The organism is Streptomyces sp. NPDC054883, assembly GCF_053610645.1.
The window spans coordinates 18,289-37,226 of the sequence record NZ_JBSGYT010000009.1 but is presented as its reverse complement, the minus strand read 5'-3'; the positions used below and the strand labels follow the sequence as shown (position 1 = coordinate 37,226).

The 18,938-nt window shown below is 68.6% G+C and carries 11 protein-coding genes and 5 pseudogenes; 8 read left to right on the top strand and 8 right to left on the bottom strand.

The window, feature by feature from the left end; genetic code table 11:
* Positions 1–974 precede the first annotated feature (974 nt).
* From ACWGH1_RS09450 to ACWGH1_RS09440, 3 genes and pseudogenes are all read left to right on the top strand, one after another.
* Complete coding sequence (locus ACWGH1_RS09450; RefSeq protein ID WP_453408578.1) at positions 975–1,445, top strand: DIP1984 family protein; 471 nt, start codon at positions 975–977, stop codon at positions 1,443–1,445.
* A gap of 1,793 nt (positions 1,446–3,238) precedes the next feature.
* Positions 3,239–3,808: a suppressor of fused domain protein gene (locus ACWGH1_RS09445; protein WP_453352222.1), complete on the top strand. Its 570-nt coding sequence runs from the start codon at positions 3,239–3,241 to the stop codon at positions 3,806–3,808.
* A gap of 667 nt (positions 3,809–4,475) precedes the next feature.
* Positions 4,476–5,220: pseudogene (locus tag ACWGH1_RS09440) on the top strand (transposase).
* A 51-nt stretch (positions 5,221–5,271) separates the two neighbouring features.
* Here ACWGH1_RS09440 and ACWGH1_RS09435 read toward each other — a convergent pair.
* Positions 5,272–6,090 (bottom strand): lipase family protein, encoded by an 819-nt coding sequence (locus ACWGH1_RS09435; protein WP_453352223.1) that lies wholly within the window; start codon positions 6,088–6,090, stop codon positions 5,272–5,274.
* Between the two features lie 310 nt (positions 6,091–6,400).
* Between ACWGH1_RS09435 and ACWGH1_RS09430 the strand changes: the two genes are divergently transcribed.
* The gene (locus tag ACWGH1_RS09430) at positions 6,401–6,763 is read left to right on the top strand and encodes a chorismate-binding protein (protein WP_453352224.1); all 363 of its coding nucleotides are present in this window, start codon (positions 6,401–6,403) and stop codon (positions 6,761–6,763) included.
* 65 nt (positions 6,764–6,828) lie between these two features.
* Here ACWGH1_RS09430 and ACWGH1_RS09425 read toward each other — a convergent pair whose 3' ends face one another.
* From ACWGH1_RS09425 to ACWGH1_RS09400, 6 genes and pseudogenes are all read right to left on the bottom strand, one after another.
* Positions 6,829–7,170, bottom strand: coding sequence for a hypothetical protein (locus tag ACWGH1_RS09425; protein WP_453352225.1), 342 nt, complete (start codon positions 7,168–7,170; stop codon positions 6,829–6,831).
* Between the two features lie 299 nt (positions 7,171–7,469).
* Positions 7,470–7,568, bottom strand: a pseudogene (locus ACWGH1_RS09420) (IS5/IS1182 family transposase); the annotation flags it as partial.
* 293 nt (positions 7,569–7,861) lie between these two features.
* Complete coding sequence (locus ACWGH1_RS09415) at positions 7,862–8,581, bottom strand: hypothetical protein (RefSeq protein ID WP_453352226.1); 720 nt, start codon at positions 8,579–8,581, stop codon at positions 7,862–7,864.
* Complete coding sequence (locus ACWGH1_RS09410) at positions 8,578–9,765, bottom strand: tryptophan 7-halogenase (RefSeq protein ID WP_453352227.1); 1,188 nt, start codon at positions 9,763–9,765, stop codon at positions 8,578–8,580. Before ACWGH1_RS09410 ends, ACWGH1_RS09415 begins: the two co-directional genes overlap by 4 nt.
* A gap of 2 nt (positions 9,766–9,767) precedes the next feature.
* The gene (locus ACWGH1_RS09405; protein WP_453352228.1) at positions 9,768–11,741 is read right to left on the bottom strand and encodes a LodA/GoxA family CTQ-dependent oxidase; all 1,974 of its coding nucleotides are present in this window, start codon (positions 11,739–11,741) and stop codon (positions 9,768–9,770) included.
* Between the two features lie 505 nt (positions 11,742–12,246).
* A pseudogene (locus ACWGH1_RS09400) lies at positions 12,247–12,525 on the bottom strand (ATP-binding cassette domain-containing protein); the annotation flags it as partial.
* 373 nt (positions 12,526–12,898) lie between these two features.
* Here ACWGH1_RS09400 and ACWGH1_RS09395 point away from each other — a divergent pair.
* Both ACWGH1_RS09395 and ACWGH1_RS09390 read left to right on the top strand, forming a co-directional pair.
* A pseudogene (locus ACWGH1_RS09395) lies at positions 12,899–13,034 on the top strand (IS701 family transposase); the annotation flags it as partial.
* Positions 13,035–13,360: 326 nt separating this feature from the next.
* The gene (locus ACWGH1_RS09390) at positions 13,361–14,227 is read left to right on the top strand and encodes a COG4705 family protein (RefSeq protein ID WP_453352229.1); all 867 of its coding nucleotides are present in this window, start codon (positions 13,361–13,363) and stop codon (positions 14,225–14,227) included.
* A gap of 274 nt (positions 14,228–14,501) precedes the next feature.
* On the opposite strand, the pseudogene ACWGH1_RS09385 reads toward ACWGH1_RS09390, so the two are convergent.
* Positions 14,502–15,828 (bottom strand): annotated as a pseudogene (locus ACWGH1_RS09385) (IS1380 family transposase).
* An 899-nt stretch (positions 15,829–16,727) separates the two neighbouring features.
* Between ACWGH1_RS09385 and ACWGH1_RS09380 the strand changes: the two are divergent.
* On the top strand, positions 16,728–17,804 hold the full coding sequence (locus tag ACWGH1_RS09380) for an aminotransferase class I/II-fold pyridoxal phosphate-dependent enzyme (RefSeq protein WP_453408577.1): 1,077 nt from the start codon (positions 16,728–16,730) through the stop codon (positions 17,802–17,804).
* 29 nt (positions 17,805–17,833) lie between these two features.
* Positions 17,834–18,916 (top strand): cupin domain-containing protein, encoded by a 1,083-nt coding sequence (locus ACWGH1_RS09375; RefSeq protein WP_453352231.1) that lies wholly within the window; start codon positions 17,834–17,836, stop codon positions 18,914–18,916.
* The last annotated feature ends 22 nt before the right edge of the window (positions 18,917–18,938 follow it).

Genomic DNA, 18,938 nt, shown 5'->3' with positions numbered 1-18,938 from the left:
TGGTTCGCGTCCCGGGGCTACCGAGAGGTCCTGCCCTCATGCGCGCACAGCGGGAGATCACCCCATCAGGAGCCCTGTCGACCTGCACGTTCCGTGATCGTGATCTGCAGCTACTGAGCTGAGCGCGAAGCCTGACTACTGGACCATACGGGCGAAATAGCCGCCTTTGCTTGCCTGTTTGGTTCGGAGTGTCCATATCACTTGAATCCTGCGCTTCGGGCGCACCTTGCTCCCCACGCCGAAGGCAATCGATGCCATGAAGCGCCTCACGCAGCAGGTGATGCTGCTTTCCGCCGCTGTCGCAACAGCGGCGGCGCTCAGCATTCTCCCGACGCCGCAGGCAGAGGCCCACGGCTCGAATTCCCCCCGCAGATCGGCATCCAGTTCAACGCCGACGGCAACGCCGGCTCAGACGGCAACCGCGGCCAGTGCGGAAACGCCTTGCCCACCCCGGGCTTCCCCAGTCCTGTTGACAACAGCCGCGCAGTGACAATCAGCAGCGACACCGACGACCGCCTCGGCGGCTGCCAACTGCAGCTCCGGCTGCACAGCTTCTGATCCCCTACTCCCCCTGGTCGTTGATTCGCATGGTATGACCGGCCCGTGGAGTGTCGGGCACGGCGTCGGGGGTCGGCGCCGTCCAGGAGCGTCAGGGCCTCGCTACGGGGGCACGGCAGGGTGCCGGGCGAAAGGTCGTCCGGCATGGGTGGTGGCCGGTGGCAGCTGGCGACCGCTGCGACGGAGCATTACCCGGCATGCTGCCGACAAGCGGTGGCCGAACGTGGTCGGCACCCCAGTGGAGCCCATGCACCTTGACCGGCAAGGGGACCTGCCCGGCCCGGTCACGGGGCGGGTGTTCCTCGGCAGCCGCAAGGTGATCGAGCTGGCTTTGCCGGGCACGCCCGCGGCCTGACGTAGGGTGATCGGCGCGGCAGCACCGCACGACGAACTGCGCCAAGGGACGGACGACGACGATGAAGCTCGGCGAAGCACTGGCGGAGCGCGCGGAAGCGGCTCGCCGCGTCGAACAGCTGCGGGCCCGCATCGTGGCCAACGCCCGCCACCAGGAAGGCGAGACCCCCTCCGAGGACCCGGCAGTGCTGCTCGCCGAGGCCGCCGAGACCCTCGACACTCTGGAAACCCTGATCCGGCGCATCAACCGGACCAACGCTGCCGTCGACATGGGCGCCGACGGCACCCTCACCGACGCCCTCGCCCGCCGCGACACCCTGCGCCTGCGCCACTCCGTGCTCACCTCCGCTGCCGACGCCGCCGCCGGCAGCGGAGAGCGGGGCCACGGCCGCCAGCTGCGTTCCGAGCTGATGGTGCTGCCCGCGCTGCCCGTCGCCGAGCTGCGTGCCCGCGCCGACGACACCGCCCGCGAGCTCCGCGAGATCGACGTGCGCATCCAGCGCACCAACTGGGAGGCCGACCTCCTGGACTGAGACCGGTGATGTGGAGCAGGTAGTCGCTCCGGAGGCGTGCACAACCGAGGGCCGGCGGTTACCGGCCCGGCCGGCGCGCGGAGAGCAGCGCATCGGGTTCGACTCCCGAGACGACAGTGCAGCTCAGCAGCGTGACGAGTCACAGCGCATCGCGCACATCTCATCACCACGTGCAGATCCGGGCCGTGACGAGGGCGGGTTCGGGGCATCCACATCGCAGGACGGCGCCCGGTCCGGGAGTTCCCACTCCGGGGCCGGGCGCCGTGTCGTACCAGCAACGCGCGACCGCCGGTGCGGCAGCCGCCGCGTGCGGCGTCGCGGTCGGTGGCCGTACCTCTCGCCATAGTGACTTCCCGCCTCCCGCTCGGTGTCCCGGGACGTGTGCGGAGGCCGCCGTTTTGTCGGTGAATGCAGCGACGCGTAGGACTGGGTCTTGGCGGTCACCCGTCAATCGGATGGTCAGCGTGAACGTTCCACCAGGGCTCATCGACGGCCCGCAGAGTTCCCGTAGGTCCGGGTCGTCATCCGCGACCGTCTCGCGCATCCGCCGGCGACCGGCGTGGTGACCGTCACCGGCGGCAACCAGGGTCACAGCACCAACCCCGAGGGCATGGTCAGCACCTACTCGACCACCTCGTACCGGGTGGGCCAGGCGCCCTGGGGCCAGACCATCAGCGCCTACATCTCGCCGAAGCTCCAGGCCGCCGCCCCGCCGAAGGCCAGCCTGAGCGGGCTCGGGGCTGCGCCGTGCCGACCTCACCCGCCACGCAGAGAGACTGTCAGTAGCAGGGGTATTCGCCGAGTGTCACGGAGGAGACTTCGTTGTCCAGCGTGTACAGGCCGAGGTCGTAGACGGAGGTGTGTGGCCTGACTTCCAAGCAGGTTCCCGAGTCGGCCCAGGTGGGGAAGTGCCGGTGGAGGTGGATGGAACGTCGAGGTTGTTGACGACGGAGCCCGCGCGGTCGCCCGCGCCTTGCGTGCCGAGGTCGTTGACGGAGTTCTTGAAGATCCAGATCTGGGCGTCGGAGTGGCGGATGTTGAAGCCTCGGTAGTCGTAGAGGCAGTAGAAGTTTCGGGGGCACTCGTCGATGCCTGCGCCGGTTGACGCGGCCCGGACGGAGGAGCTGCTGGTGGTGGAGGCTGCGGCGGTCGGCGCGATACCCGTCAGAGCGAGAGCCGAGACGAGGGCGACAGCGGCGGTGGCAAGGTGACGCACAGGTTATCCCTTCCTTGTGAGCCCGGTATGACACCTCTTGACTACCCAGAGAAATGGATCAAATCCGTAGAGTGATGGGCGTGTGGGGGTGTTCCGCCGTTGCGTACATCCCGCAACGCACGCCACTGCACCCAGAACGCCTTGGAACGCGCCCCTGGCACCTCTTTGCGACGCGTGCGCCCCTGCAGGCGGTGCTGCGTCGCGGTGTGTGGGTGCCCCCGGGTCGGACGGCGCGGCCGCCGATGCCGGAGAGCGACTGGAGGCAGCTGCACAACGTCGTCGGCGCGACCCCTATGTGGGCCGGCCCCTTCGCGCGAGAGTACTGACCGAGGTGGCCGCCGTCTCGTCGCGTTTGCCCGCTACAGCCGCGACGGCGGCTTCGCCGGGCCCGGCGCTGGGTGGATACGGCTCACCGGCAGGGACACGGCCGCCTGCCCGCGGACGTCACCGTGGATCTGAGCGATCCGGACCATCACGGCTTCAAGCCGATCGCAGAGGCCGCTCACCTGTTGCGGAGAGTTACCGGTGACGCCCCCCGGTGGCGTCCACGCGTGAGTAATGGTGCAGGCTGGGTTGCATGGTCAGTCGCGTAGAGAAGTACCTCGCCCATCTTGATGGGCTTTCCGGGGCGAGGGAGCCGCGGTTCTTCCCTGTCAAGTCGACCAAGCAGGGCATGAACGGCGTGACGGAGATCGTGTACGAGGACCTCCCGAAGGGGCTCCTCACGATGCTCACCTATGGTTTGTCGCTGGCTGAGCATCCTGACTGGCAGCACGGCTCGCCGGAACTCTGTCTCAGCGTGAACTCGGCCAACGTGATCTGGGCGCATGCGGTGGGCTACCTTGCCGAGCAGCTCCGTGGCACCCACCCCCTCGGCTACGGCAGCACCATCAACTTCGGCGAGCGAATCGTGCCGGAGTCGGAGATGACGGCGTTTTGCGTGTTCGCGCCGATGGTTCTCGACAGAGACGACTACCTGGGCATCGACGTGGGCGTTCCGGGACACGAGGGTCACGACGTAATCAACATCCAAGGGATCTACCCCATCCACGAGATAGAGCGGCAGTTCATCAACGAGCACGGGCTGGAAGCCTTCTGGAAGAGCGACTGGGATCCCGCGGACGTGTTGCGCCGCCCCGCGATCTGACCTCGGTGGTACACCAGCCTTGATCTGGATGACTCGTTCGCTGGGAATGTCAGGCGAGCAGGACCCGCTTGCGCAGGAGGGCGAACCGGCGCGGCCGAACATCTGACGCTTGAGCACCTTGATCCGGTTGACATGGCCTTCGACGACTTCGGAGTTCCGGGTCAGGGCCAGGCCAGCGATCACTGCATCGCGGTCGCGGTCGATACCTGCGGCAAGCGTGTGGAGGCTCGAGAGGTCGTCCTGTCTCACGGTGTCGAGCCAGTCCGGTAGTCGCTCGCCCTGGCGCTCGGTGAGCATGGTCGCGAAGGACCGGACGCGCCTGGTGGGTGCGTCGATTTCGGGGCAGTCGGCCCGGACGTTCTTCAGGTGGAGTTGCTCGGCATCGGACAGGGTTTCCGGGCGGCGCAGAACCCATCCGGCGACGGCCCGGGGCGAAGGCGGCAGAGCTGTCACGGGCCGCGGCGAGGTGCGCTTCTGGCGGAGGTAGGTGCGAACGCGCTGGTAGCTGCCCCGATAGCCGAGCGGGACAATCTCTTCCCACAGTTTCCAGGCGTTGGTGCAGCCCTCGTTCCAGCGGTCGTCGAGGTAGCGAACCGGACGACTCCTCTGCAGGGTCGGGCTCCGCCGCTGCCATTGCAGACGTCTCAGGAACCAGGACGCGCAGACACTGGCGGTGCTGGGCGATGCTCCGCTCAGCGGCCTCGCTGAGGTTGTGCCAGAGATGGTGCGAGAGCGGGGCGGTAATGGTCTTGGTGGTGGCCGTCCGTGGTGTCTGCCGCTGGCGGACCGGGTGCTGCTGGTCGCGGTGTACTACCGCACCAACTTCACTATGCGGCAGCTCGCCCCGCTCTTCGGGATCTCCCCGGCCACCGTCTGCCGGGTGATCAACAAGCTCGGTCCACTGCTGGCGCTGGAGCCGGCACCGCGGCCCGTCGCCGATGTCGAGCGGCTGTGGATCGTGGACGGCACCCTGATCCCGGTCCGCGACCGCACCGTCGCGGCCAGCCTCGTCCCGCAACTACCGGTTCTCGGCGAACGTGCAGGTCATCATCGACGCCGACACCCGCCTGGTCGTTGCTTCGGCCCGTCCGGTGCCCGGGAACAAGGCCGACGCCCACGTCTGGCGGGAGTCGGACCTGCCCTCGAAGGCGGCTGGGCCGACGGTCATCGCGGACGGCGCCTACCTGGGAACCGGGCTGATCGCCCCGCACCGCAGACGAGCCGGCCGCCCCCTCCTGCGCGGCCAGGAGGAGGACAACGCCGAACACCGACGCGTCAGGGCTCGCGTCGAGCACACCTTCGCCCGCATGAAGAACTCGAAGATCCTCCGCGACTACCGCCAGAAAGGAGACGGCCTCCACCACGCCGTCCAAGCCGTCGCCACCATGCACAACCTCGCCATGACAGGCTGAAACAGCAGGCCAGCCACCACACCGGCCTGCCCGCACCCACCGCAACAACCTTTAGTTCTGGTTCTTCTCCAGGGCGGCAATGTACTTGTTCATGAGGTGGTCGCGTACTCCGTCCGATGCCGGTGCGAGCATGTCGGCGGTTGCTCCCTTGGCGCGGTCCAGCAGTCCGCCGACCACCGGCATCTTGTCGCGGACCGTGCCGCTGGAGTCGATGTAGCGCAGGGCGCTGACGTGGTGAAAGACGGGCTCGGGCGGGAGCTGGGGAACAACGTCGTTGTTGTTGACGAAGCGGTAGGTGCGGTCGGTGAAGGCGCTGTCGTAGGCGCGGGCCAGGGTGCGGTCGCAGGTACGGGGCTGGCCGAAGGTGTAGACGCCGTCCGCGGTCAGGTTGGGTTCCTCGAAGTGCAGACGGGCGGCCGCCAGCATGGCCAGCGCGCCGCCGAGGCTGTGGCCGGTGAACCACAGCGTCTGATCGTTGTCGCGGAACTCGTCGATTGCCGCCCGGATGTGCTGCCATGCGCCGTTGAGGGCTTCACCGAAGCCGTAGTGGACGAAGCCGGTCTTGCCCGGACCGGGCCACGGAGGGGTCGTGGTGTCAGAGAGCCAGTCACGCATCTCCACCGGCTGCGTCCCGCGGAACGCCGTGATGACCATCCGGGGGCTCGCGATGGTGTAGGCCTGCGTATCTTCCAGAGGGAAGGGCGGCCGGAACGAGGTGTGGTGGTGGCGGACGCGGTCGAAGCCCCACTCATGGGCAGTGGCCTCCACCGTCTGCTCGTCTTTGTAGGCCAGCTCGGCGGCGCGGGCCATGCCCAGAGCGTGGCCGAGGCTGTAGTCGGTGGCGGTGTGGTCGATGACGGCAGTCGTCATGACGGATCCCTCCGTAGAACCAGCGATAGCTACGAAGGGTAACGATAGTTACTCAGGGTGGCGATGTCTCGAACCGGAGTGCTCGTGGCGACAACCTGCTCCGACACGCCGGAGAGAGGACTCGGGGAGCGCAGGCGCCGGCAGGGCGGCGGCCCTCGGATCTGCATTGGCGCTTTGGCCCCGGTTCGCGTCTTGGGGGTGCATTCCACGGGCTCAGCCATCGCCTCCCAGACGGCGCCTTCCGGCCTGGGGCCGCTGTGAGCCGCCTGCAGGTTCCGGCCCGGCCGGCCGTCAAGGCGGCCGGCCCGCTGTGGCACCTGTCGACACTGGTCCGGCCCGGCTGCGGCACCCGGCCCCCACCTCTCTCGAACTCGCCGCACTGCTCCACCCCACGGCAGCTGTCTGCGGTGTCCCGAGGACGGCCGCACGTGAGCTGATCGCGGAGTTCGAGCAGGGACCGCGAGAGTTCCATACCGGCCTGGTCGGGTGGACGGACCGGCACGGTGACGGACAGTGGGTCATCGCCCTGCGCTGCGCCATCCTCGACGGACGGGGCCTTCGGCTCTACGCCGACGCAGGCATCCTGCCCGCCTCACGGCCCCAGGCCGAACACGCCGAAACCGCACGCGAACTCTCCATCATGCACGATGTCCTCAGATACGCCCGCCCATGATCAGGGCTCCCGCGGAGTCTTCCTCGGGGCTGGTGTAGAAATCGATGACGGCCCGCTGCCACTCCTCAACGTCCAGCAGGCCGTCGGCGTCCAGGCCGAGCTGCTCGTAGGCGCTGCCAGGAGTCCGTCTCGGGCAGTCCGAATGCGGTCTGCGACCGCAGGAATTCGTCCGGGCTGACGCTGCCGTCCCCATCACCGTCGACCAGGGCGACGTGTGCCTCCACCGACGGGCCCACCAGGTCACCGATCGTCCGCAGCTCACGCGCACGGAGCAGGGCACCCACGAACGCGTCCTCATCCAGCCGGTCCTTGCCCTGGACTCCGGCGAGCTTGGCCAGCTGCTCCCAGAACGCTGCCGCACCTTTCTTGACTGCCGCGCCCCGGGGCGTCGTCGTAGGTTCGCCCATGGCGTCGAGGAGTCGCTGAGCACGCTCCTGGACATCCGCCTGGTCGACGTACCCGTCGCCTTGCGAGTCGAGCGTGGCCCCTTCCGGGCGGGAGAGCAGTGGACTCGAGCGGCAGCGTAGGGATGCTTGCCTGCCGACTCGGAACGCCACACCCGCGACCGGGTGGCGCCCTGGCCGCTCTCACGGGTCCTTCGGCTGCGGCCCCCGCGAACGAGGAAGATACCTACTGGCGGCCTCATCGCGGCGTGATCGGAAAGGGTGCGGGTGGGATCATCACGCTGGAGGCCGAAGGCGTCATCTCATTTGGCCAGCCTGCGATAACAGATGAGGGTGCAGGCGATGCTGGTGAAGGCGAGGAAGTGGTCGGCTTTGCGTTCGTAGCGCCGGTGGAGTCGGCGGCCCAGGCCATGGTGCGTTGGATAGTCCTTCACCAGCGGTTCAGGGCCGACGTCCCGCACCCGGCGGACGCGAACGTGCATCCGGCCACGCCAGGAAGCGGCCATACGCGCGGCCCGCGAAGGCAGAGTGGAGACAGGCGCGACCCCATCAGTTTTCTGCTGGCAGGGCCGCGTCTCAGCTCGGTGGTTCTACGGAGACGGCATGGTGAGCCGCCATCAAGGCGCTGATGACCTGGCCGCCCGCCATGCGCGACTACGAGCGGGGCGGACGGTGCGGCGCCCGATATCCGCGGTTACTTGTTGTTGAGGCTGGTGTGGTTCCACCAGCCCTGGCGCCCGGCGGTGAAGGTGACCTCGCGGGTCCCGATCAGGCCCTCGTAGGGCTTGCCCTTCGCCAGGGGGCTGGTCTTGACGACGCCTTTCGGGTCCTTGATGGCGGGGATCGTGACGGCGGCGGCGTGGTCGAGGTCGCTCTGCTCGAAGCCGGCGGGCTGTGTGATGGTGATGACCTCGTCCCAGTTCGGTGCGGCGGCGAGCTGGTGGGCGAGGTGGACCTCGGAGCCGTCGCCGAAGGCGAGGTAGGTGAGGTGGTCTGGGTAGTCGGTGGCGTCGAGCGGCTTGTAGTGGACGACGTCCTGCTTGCGGCAGGTAGCGGCGGTCTGGTCGAGGATTTTGGTGAAGGTGCGATTGCCTGCGTCGTCGACGGTCACCCGCTCGAGTTCCACGGGCAGCGAGTCGCGGGTGCCGTCGACGATCTCCTGGAGAGGCCAGTGGCCCTCGGAGAACAGGGAGTAGTACACCCGCCGGTCCTCGTGGTTCGAAAGGTCGTTGAGGTACTTCTTCCGCAGGCCCCCGTCCAGGCCGAACTTGTTGATCATCTGGAAGGCGTGGATGGGGGTGTGGTAGAGCGGGAGGTGGTAGGCGAAGATCGTGTCGATGCCGATGAGCAGGAAGCGGTGGCCGTGGCGGGGGGCATCGGCGTCGGACGAGGAGGTGACGTCGGTGGTGGTCATGCGGGCACTCCTGGAGTTGGGATCAGGTCGGATCGGGTGCTGGTGCCGGCGTCGGCGGGATCCGTCGGGCCGGCGGTGTGGCGGCGGCGCCAGAAGGCGTGCCGGGGCCATCGGTGTTCGAGGGCGTAGAAGGTGCGCCGGTTGCGCAGGTGGGCGGCGGTGATCGTGTCGAGTTCGGTGGCGTAGCGGGTGAGGGCGGTGCGGTCGCCGCCGAGGTGATCGTGGACTGCCTGGCCGGCCCGCATGCCGGTATACAGGGCGGTGAGGATGCCCTGCGACGACAGCGGGTCGAAGGCGGCGGCGGCGTCGCCCGCGGCGACCCACCCGCCGCCGTGGACGGCGTCCAGGCGGACGGTGTGGGCGGGCGCGCGCCGGAGGGTGGCGGCCGGCCATGGGTGCGCGGACAACCGGGCGGCGGTGTGCCGGGTGCGGGCCACGTCGGTGAGCAGGCAGGTGCCGCCCATCCGGGCGCCCGGCAGGTCTGCGTCGGTGTAGCGGGCGAGCAACAGGTGGCCGGCGGGCAGCAGCGCCGTGTACCACCAGCCGTCCGGCGATGCCTCCACGAGGGTCGAGGCCTCGGGGGTCGGCGTGGTCGATGGGGGCAGGGTCAGACAGAGCGCGACCAGCCGGTCGTGGACCACCCGGCGGGCGCCGGCCGCGGTGGCCAGGCCGGCTCGGCGGCCGGTGGCGTCGATCAGCCAACGGCAGCGAACGGTGCGGCGCTCGCGGGGGCCGCGCAGTTCCACGGTCCAGGTGCCGTCGCCGGAGCGGCCGGCGGGGCGGGCCGTGGTGCGTTCGGCCACTTCGGTGCCGAGGAGGCGCGCGCGCTCGCGCAGCTCCCGGTCGAAGCGGCCGCGATCGAGGTGCCAGCCGTGGCCATGCGGGTCGAGGATGCTGTCCTGGGCGGCGAGGTCGTCCGAGCCCCAGGCCGACAGGTTCGCGTAGCAGGGCAGGTGGTGTCGCTCATCGAGGACGTCCTGCGTGCCGAGGTCGTGGAGAAGGACCCGGGCGGCGGCCGGGAGCGCCTCGCCGACGGGCGAAGGTCCTGTGGCGGCGTCGGCGAGCAGGACGGTGCGGCCGGCGCGGCCCAGTGCCAGGGCGGCGGCGACGCCGGCCGGGCCGCCGCCGGCGACCACCACGTCGTACGCGGGCGCGGCTGCTGCCCGGTGACCGGTGTGGTCCATCGTCACGAGGAACCCTGGTGGCGGCCGGCGCCGTTGGCGGCATCCTCTCCGAAGGGGTCGAGCTTGTCGATGTAGCCGACGGTGATGTTCTCGGGGGCGAGGCCGATGTCCTCGGCGAGGTCCGACAGCTCCGCCCTCTGGGCGGCGTCGTCGGCGGTCTGCGGTAGGTGCAGGGTGACCAGGTTTCGGTCGCCCGGCACCCCTTCGAGGTCAAAGCCGGGCACGGACTCGACCTGGATGCGTGGCGGGTACTTGTTGTCGCGGACGGTGTAGCGGCGGGTCTCCACGACGCCGAAGCGGTGCCACTCCGCGGCGGCCTGCTTCAACTGCTCCTTGTAGGTGCCCTTCAGGCCCCGCAGCCAGGAGGCCCGGTTGAAGAACGCCGCCTCGCGCTCGTCCTCGGAGGGTGTCAGGCCGCCCTCCATGTTGACGATCCGGAAGTCGTGCTCGGTCAGCACGTGGTTGGGCACCCGGGCGGGCCAGAAGGTGGGCAGATGGGGGTCGTAGCGCGGGCCCAGGCCCGCGGTCGACTCGTAGCCCGAGCGGCAGCTGGCGGTGTCCGTCTGCCACGGGATGGCCATCCACCGGGTCAGGCCGCCCGGGCCCTGCGCATGCAGGGGGCCGCCGTCGGCCAGCGCCTTCTCGGGAGTGAGCTCCTCGCCGTAGTCGGGCTCCGCCTCTCCCTCGGCACGGTGCAGGATGCGGAACGGCTCGGCGAACATTGTCGCGTGCCGGATCGGCCAGGTCACCTCGCAGCCGGGGTGGAAGGCGTCGGCGAGGCAGAAGTCGAGGGCGGCACGGTCCAGGAGCCCGGGCTGCTCGGCGAGAGGCGCGTCCTCCAGACGGCGCGGGAAGCCGGACCAGGGGGTGTCGACGAAGTCGCCGTCGGACCACTTGAGCAGCATGTCCATCTGGAGGGCCGACAGGGTCATGTACTGCCGCGGTGACTTGGGACGGCTGGCCATGCCGTCGCCGTAGAACCACGGCCAGGTCATCGGCGCCAGGCCGTCCCTCTCGTAGTCTCGCATGGCGGTGTACACCTGGCGGCGCAGCTCGCGGTAGGTGGTGCCGGGCTGGGAGAGGCGGCGCTGCAGCTCGATGGTGGTGAAGTCCTGCGGGCCGGCGCAGCCGAAGTGGGTGGCGAAGCCCTTGTTGACCCACTGCAGGTGGCTGAAGCGCTCCAGGATGGGCCTGATGTGGTGCTTGAAGGACACTTGGGCGGGCCGGGGCAGCTGGCCCTTGCCGACGAAGACGTCCAGGAGCAGGTCGTAGACGGTGCGCACGGTCTTGATGTCCGGTGCGTAGTTGGGCGGGCCCACCACCACCCAGGCGGGTCTCACTTCGATGCGGCGGCTGTCCAGGGTGACCGTGGCGGTGACCGGGCCGTCCGAGATGTCGTCGTACCAGCCGTCGTTGTTGCCGAAGGACTTCAGTTCCTCGTTGTTCTTTGCGCCGGAACGGCCGGAGCCGCCGAGCACCACGAGCCGGCCCTGCTCGTCGGTGTGCATCCGGCCCAGCGGGACCGGGATGCCCTGGAACGTGCCGCCGGTGAACTCCACGCTCTGACCGGTGCCGGCGCGCACGGTCTTGCGACCGGGATCGATGACGAGGCTGCGACGGTCGATGCCCTTGTTGCGCCTCGGTGTGCTGTGGCCCTGCATGTCGGGGATGTCGAGGGCGAGTCTGAACTCGTACCAGGCGGCCTTCTGGTTCGCGACGTGGACGCCCCACTCGATCGTGGCGTTGGTGTTCGTCAGCTCGCGTACGACGTTGCCGGCGCTGTCGTAGCCATAGATGCGGAAGCGGGCCGCCTGGCGTTTGAAGGCACCGGTGTCGTCCTTGAGAGAGCCGGCCGGCATCGGGTCCGGGTCCGGTGTCTCGGGACCGTAGTACCAGCCGTCGTCGCGGGTGCTGTTGCCCACCCGGGCCACTCCGATCGCGGGGTGGATCTTCGCGTAGGCGATGTCGTCGCTCATGGTCGTTGCGGGTTCCTTCCGGGATGGTGAAGGTCGCAGGGCGTCGTGCCGCACCGGCGGGCGGCCGAGGGACCGGGCGATGGGCCGCGCTGGAGGCGGCAGCCAAAAACCGCCCTTTCCCTCTCTGAGACCCATAGGACGCGACGCACACTTGTGCGGCGTCTGCTGCGAGGAATCCCCTCCCCCTGCCACCGCTCAAATGCCTGGACACGGTAGGCAACCCTCTTGGAGGAAAAAGAATCGATCCTTCTCACACCGTCGTCGGAGCGTGCGCCGGTGCTCATCCGGGGCGCGGGAGGACAGGTCGGTGAGGCGGAGAGTGACTGTGAGCTCGGCCGGGCGCTCAGCATCGGGGCTCGTTGCCACCTTCCGGGTCGTCGGACTCCTGGTCGTGCTCGCTGGGCCACCGCGTGACATCCAGGAGAAGGCCGTCAAGCGAGCGGTGCCGCAAACGGCCTACGGCATCCCCTCGTTCGGGGGGTCCGCGCCGCTGGACTGGTCAAGCGTGGTGATGACGGGCAGGGCGCTGGTGGATCGACTTCGCCTCCAGCAACGCGCCGACCTCTTGGAGGGGCGCGGCGTGCCCGGCGTAATGGCGGCCGTTGACGGTGACCGAACCGCCGGTGGGCGAGTCCAGGCCGACGATCATGCGCATCGTGGTCGACTTGCCGGCTCCGTTGGGCCCCAGGAACCCGGTCACCGTGCCCGGCTTGACCTGGAAGTCCAGGCGGTCCACCGCAGTCTTCTCCCCGTACCGCTTGGTCAGCTGCTGCGCCTCGATCATCGGATACGTCCCCTGGACTCCGGCGGCCGAACGGTTCCGGCCTGCGTCAGACCCACGCTAGGCACAGGGCGGGCTGCCGCTGTCGCACTCCGGGGGGATCCCTGAGGCCGGCGTCGTACCGCGGTACCACGCTGTGGGGCGCGGCTGTGGGGCGCGGCGGCGGTCCGGCCCCGCAGGCACGTCCATGGGAGAACAGGTTCAGCGCAACGCCAGGTGCTCGGCTGACGGCGGGACCGGACCAGGGCGGTCAACGACGTACCGATCCCCGTGAATCGCCGGCATCGCCCCGTGCCAGGCCTCGTCGTGGGCCCGCGACAGGGTCCACGCCTCAACCCGCGGCCGCGGCCGTTCCCTCCCGAACCGGGCTCGTCCCCGGATCGACCGGGACGCGGATGAGGTCCTGGACGACGTGCGCGCCTACGTCGTCGACCACCTCGGCGACCCGAAGCCGTGCTGATCGTGAGCGACACCGGGTGCCTGAGAAGGGTGTCCGCTCGGCCGGGGTCCAGCCAGTACTCCTGTGTTCGAGGCAACGAAGGTGAATGGCGAACCGGCCGGCACAAAGCCGGACCCTTCGCTCACCGTGTCGCGAGGCATACGGGCGGTCGGCTTCCCCGACGCTGAAGGCCTAGACCACGACCGCGTCATCGCATGCATCGAACCCGGGTCCTCCGAATTCCGTGTGAGGGGAGAGCAAAGACACGCCCGGACTCGGTTACCTCAACGCCGCATGGGATGCGACGTGCCGGCGACACCGCAAAACCCGCTCGTTCCCCATCCGGCGACCCGCTCCAAGAGAGTGCGGCGTCGATGCACCGACCAGGAGTAATGGACATTGGAAAAGTCAGAAGCGCTGACCGACCTGGACGTCGTCGGCACCGGAAAGTACGTCATGAAGAAGCTCCCGGAGGTCACGCTGGCTTTCTGGATCATGAAGATCGCCGCCACGACTCTCGGTGAAACAGCTGGGGACCTCTTCGCCCAGACCCTCGGACTGGGCTACTTCCTCACCACGATCGCGCTGTTCCTGATCTTCGTGGTCACGCTGGTGGTCCAGCTCGGCTCCAAGCGGTACAACCCCTTCTTCTACTGGACCGTCATCCTGTCCACCAGCATGGCCGGCACCACCATGTCCGACTTCATGAACCGTGACGCAAGCGCAAAGTACCTCTCAGCCGGGGACACTTCGCTGGGCCGGGGCCCTCAGGGCCTGGGATTGGGCTACCCGGTAGGGGCGGCGATCCTCATTTCGATCCTGGTCGCGATCTTCGTCGTCTGGAAGTTCACCGGTATGACGTTCGTCATCCGCGACATCACGACGCTTCGCGGCGAGGCCCTCTTCTGGTCGGCGATCCTCGTCTCCAACACGCTCGGAACCTCCATGGGCGATTTCCTGTCCGACAGCTCCGGACTCGGCTACCTGGGCGGCGCGCTCCTCGTCTGCGCACTACTCGGCGGGCTCCTCGCCCTCGTGCCGGTACCCGTGGTGCCCAACGTCCTGCTGTTCTGGATCGCCTTCGTCCTCACCCGCCCGCTCGGTGCTACGGCGGGAGACTTCCTCACCAAGCCGATCGCCAAGGGCGGCCTGGACCTCGGCACGATGGGCTCGTCCGCCGTGCTACTCGCCGTCCTCATCGGCCTCATGGGCTACGCCCACATTCAGGAGCGCAGGAACACCGTCCCGCGCGCGGCAAGGTCGTAGCCCGGAACTCCTGAGACCGGTCTTCGGGGCGGCGGTGAATTGACGTGCAGATCCGCCGTCGCCCGACCACGTCCCCAAAACCGATCCTCGGGAACGGCGGTCCTGCCGGCGGAGTCGTAGCGCAAGCTGATGCGCCGACGTACCGTAGCCGCGAAGACCGGAACGCGCACTCCAGGTGGGGGTCGAGTCCGTCGGCCCTGCCCAATCACCGAAATCGCTTCGACCACCCTTCGTCCAGCTCGGCGCCGCGCGCGTGCGGACGAGGGGCTGCCGGTCAGCCGCCAGGTCGGGGCAGTGCGGCGAGGCGGTGGAAGGCCATGGCCAGTTCGTTTTTCCAGGGCCAGGTCACCGATATCCACAAGCGCAGGCGCGGGCCGCCGTTGGTGAGGCGGGCGGCGACGTGCCGCAGCCGGTAGCGGAGCTTCTTCGGCTCGGCAGTGGCGAGTCCGCCGTCCAGCAGCAGGACACGGGTCCAGGCGAGCAGATCGATTGCCGTGAGGCTGAGTTCGAGCCAGACGGTGTTGATGTCGAAGTCGCGGGAGGGGAAGCGGCCGAAGCCGGTGGTCTTGCCGCACCGGATGTGGTCCTCGACGGGGGCATGCCCGCGGTGGCGGACTTCCAGGAACCGGGCGGAACCACCACCGCAGGACGGGGTGTCGGTGAGGAACACCTGATGCCGCAGGGCCTCGTCCTGGTCGAACAGGGACAGTTGGGCGCCGGGGTGCGGCTGTTCCCGGCGCACGATGATGCGGGTGCCCGCCGGGTAGCGGGTCGGTCGACCATGCCGGTCAGCTCGGCGACCTCGGCGCCACCACGCAGAGTCCCGCCCAGGTCCATGGGGGGATGCCAGAGACGGTCGGGTACGGCCCGGACAGCCCGGCGGACCGGCTCGGTGATGGAATATCCGACCGAGAAGAAGGTACGGATTCCTCGTTTCCGCAGGTCGCGGACGTGGGCGAGGAAGGCTTTCGTGGATCCGGCACTGTCGGTGCGGATCAGGAGGTCGGTGCCGTGCCGGTGGGCGTCGGGGATCTGCGCGAGTGCCTGGTCGAGCACCGTGATGTGGTCGGCGGCGGTGTTGGCACCGGCGTTCCCGGGCCGCAGCCGGCCGGACAGTGCCTCGCCCGTGTCGGCCAGGAAGCACAGCAGCGGGTGGAAGCCGAAGCCGCCCTTATAGGTGGGTGAGGCCTGCTCTTTCTCGGAGTGGCAGGTGAACAGCGTGGCGTCGAGGTCCAGGACCAGCCCGGGCAGAATGCGTCCCGCGGCACGGGCTGCGGGAATGCCCTTGCCTTGCTCGGCGGCCTGCAGCCAGGCCACTTCCCAGACAGTGCCCTCCCATCGGTGTCGGCGAGCAGCCGCCAGGCCGTCGGGGCCGAGGCGACCGAACCGAACGCCTCTGCTTGGTCTCGCAGTACGGCCAGATCCGCAATGGCCTCGCCGCCGTCGGCGAGCATCACCGCCGGATCGGTGGCGATCCGGCCCGGATCACGCCCGGTCCCGCGCGGCCGGAGCGGCCTGAGCGCGGTGGAGTACGCGGCGGTGAGCCCGGTGGCATCAGCGTGATCAGCCAGCAACCGTGCCCCGGCATGACCGACCACCACCCCAGAACCATCGGCACTGACCTGGACCTGGGACGCGAACGCCGGTACTTCGAGCCTGGTACAAGGCCCCGCGCCTGAACCCCGACCGGGTCGGCATCAAGATCACCGTCACCCGCGTCCTTGGTCCCACCAAGCCCGCCGGCCGCTGACACGTCGGATCCCGGCGTGGGCGCAATCGGGCCGGAGAGAACGGCCCGGCGACACACGTCGCGGCCCGGTTCGGCGCCAACGGTCACCGCTACTACGGGAGGCACCACTGCTGTTGCTGCAGCAGATCCTCGTACTGCGGGCGCTCGGCTTCGGGCTGCCGGTGGCCGCTCCGGCGTGGACAACGACGTCGGCGTGCCGCGTACGAGGCGATCGCCCTGGGGCCGGCCACGTACCAGCGCGACGCCATCGGGCCTCCGCCACCACCCCGCTGAGCTGAGCCGCGCCAGGGCCGCAAGCACCGCCCAGGGCACCCCCGCGGCGGTTCCAGCGCCGCCAACGGGGACGGGAAGCCACTCTTAAGGTGCATGCTTCGGGCGCATCTTCCAGCCATATTCGGCCCGCTGGGGGCATGATTCAGGCCGAATGCTTCCGTTTTCCAATCCCCGCCATGAGCCGCAGCGCCTTATTCGCAATGCGGAAACGTTCTCTCCAATGCCGCGGAAAAATACCTCCAATTATTTTCGGATATTCACAGCTATCCGTCGTCGTCACAGCGAAGTTGTATGCTCTGGATCCGGCCCTGTAAGACTGTTTCCGCAGCCCGTGGGGCGGCGTATGAACGTTGATATGTGACGGGGGTTGCAGTGCAATAGAAGGTTAGATCCACGTACGTCTTGCGTCGGCCGGAACGTGTGAAGCCACTGCGATCTCGGATGAGGTGTCCTGTGCCTCCTGGAAGCGGTAAGCGAGTGCGGGAAGTCGTTCACTCGCTCGGTCTGCCCGGTCCCGCCGGACCTCGGCCCGAAAGTCTCGGTTTTGTCAATCTCAAATCTAATGAGAATCCGAACGGCGGGCGGTACCGCCATTATCCGGAGTACTCGCCGGACTTCCTGGCACCGCTTTATCTGAGCCTGCTGGACGACATCGACCCGCCGCCGCCCTGCCTGGCGGAGCGCTCCGCCAGGCAGAACGACGGTCACGCCGGCACAGCAGACGTGGTGATCACCCGCGGCGCCACAGAAGCGCTCGATCTCGTCCTGCGGACTCTGTTCGCCCCTGGGCAGGACGCCGTGGCGGTCACCTGGCCGAGCTTCGGCTTCTTCGAGCGCCTCGCCGCATTGCACGGCGTGACCTGCCATCGGGTGCCCCTCGGCGGAGAGCGGCACGACCGGCTGGACCTCGATCGCCTGCTGTCGCTCCCTGTGAAAGGGATCTATCTCTGCGACCCCAACAATCCGACCAGCACCTGCCTGGACGCCGGCGATCTGGGCCGCCTGCTGGACCGGTTCGACGGATTCGTGATCATCGATGAGACCTATGCGGAATTCACCGGCCGGCCCTCGCACCGGCACCGGGTGCCCTCCCGTTCCGGTCTCATCTCGGTGCGGTCGATGTCGAAAGCGCTGGGCATGGCCGAACTGCGGCTGGGCGCCCTGTTCGCGGCTCCCGACATCGCCGAGGCGGTACGTCTCGTTCGCCCTCCATTTCCCGTTCCGGGACCGGTGGCCGAGGCTGCCGCCGCGGAATTGACCGACCCGATGGGCATCGTGTCCCGCATCACCTCATGCGTGGCGGAACGCGACCGCCTGGCCAAAGAACTCGCGGAATGCCCGGGAGTGTTCAACGTCTTCGCGGACGCGGGATTCGTCACCGTTCAAGTCGCCGACCAAGACGCCGTCACGGCCGAAATGGAGAATTCTCGTATCGCAGTGCTGTCCGAGCCGGAAGGCTGGCACGGGCATCTGCGGATCTCGGTCGGGTCGCGACAGGACAACGCGCTGCTGCTGGCGGCTTTGCGGCGCAGCGCCCCACGTACCACCCTCTGATTCCCTCCCCTCTAGGAAAGTAGGCGTACATGACCGAAGAACTCATCCTTGACAAGCCGAGGCTGAACACCGCACCCGTGACGGTCAGTCGCGACGACATCCGCGCGATCTCCTCCGTGGTCGCCGACGGGGAGACCCATCACCTCGGCCAGCAGCGCGACTTCAGGCGGCATGCCCTCCTCGCCGACTTTCTCCCGGAGACGGGGCGGTTGTCGCTGGCATGGGTGCGCCTGGCCGACGGCGAACAGCTGGACGTCCACCAACACCCCACGAAGTCGATGATCCTCGTCTGCAAGGGCTCGGTGCGGCTCCTCGGGGACCGGGAGGAGGAGCTGACCGAGGGGGACACCGTCGCGGTACCCCCTGGCGGGCGGCACGGCTTCGTCACGCGGCCGGGCGAGGTGTTCGAGGGCCTGTCAGTGCAGTTCGAGGGCAGCGGACTCTACGAGGACGAGACGGCGCCCCGGGTGAACTTCGGCGGCGACCTGGCCTCCCTGGCGGAGCTGGAGCGGTACAACCAGGAGCGGCTGGACAAGTTCGGCCGGCACCGCATGTTCGAGCTCTTCGACAGCGGCCGGGTGACGTCGGACCCCGAGATGCGTGACCGCTTCGTGTCCGCGCTCTACGTCTGGTCCGTGTACTTCCAGCGCATGCTCTACGCGCGGCAGGCGGTCTGCGCCGACCCCGAGCTGCGCGAGGTGTACGCGGGCCACCTGCGCGAGGAGTTCGGTCACGACGTCCTGCTGAAGGAGCGGCACGGCATTGGCGAAACGGTCTACGACCCGATCCTGGAGGCCGTCGGCAACTGGTTCGTGATGCAGATGCACGGAGCCGACGAAGCGGCGAAGATCGTCATCGTGCACATGGTCGTCGAGTCCTCCTGCCAGGTGTTCGGCGAGCGCACCAGCGTGGCCTTCGCCGAGCAGACGGCGGACGAGGTCTCCTACTTCGACCTGCACTCGGAAGTGGACGAGGACCACCGCGAGCTGGGCCGCGATCACCTGCGCGGAGTGTCCGCGGACCAGTTCCCCCGGCTGATGCAGGTCTGCGGCCAGGCGTGGGACCAGCTCGACGTGCTCTTCGAGCGCATCGCCACGTACATGGTCCGCTGACCGGCCGGAACGCGGATAGGAG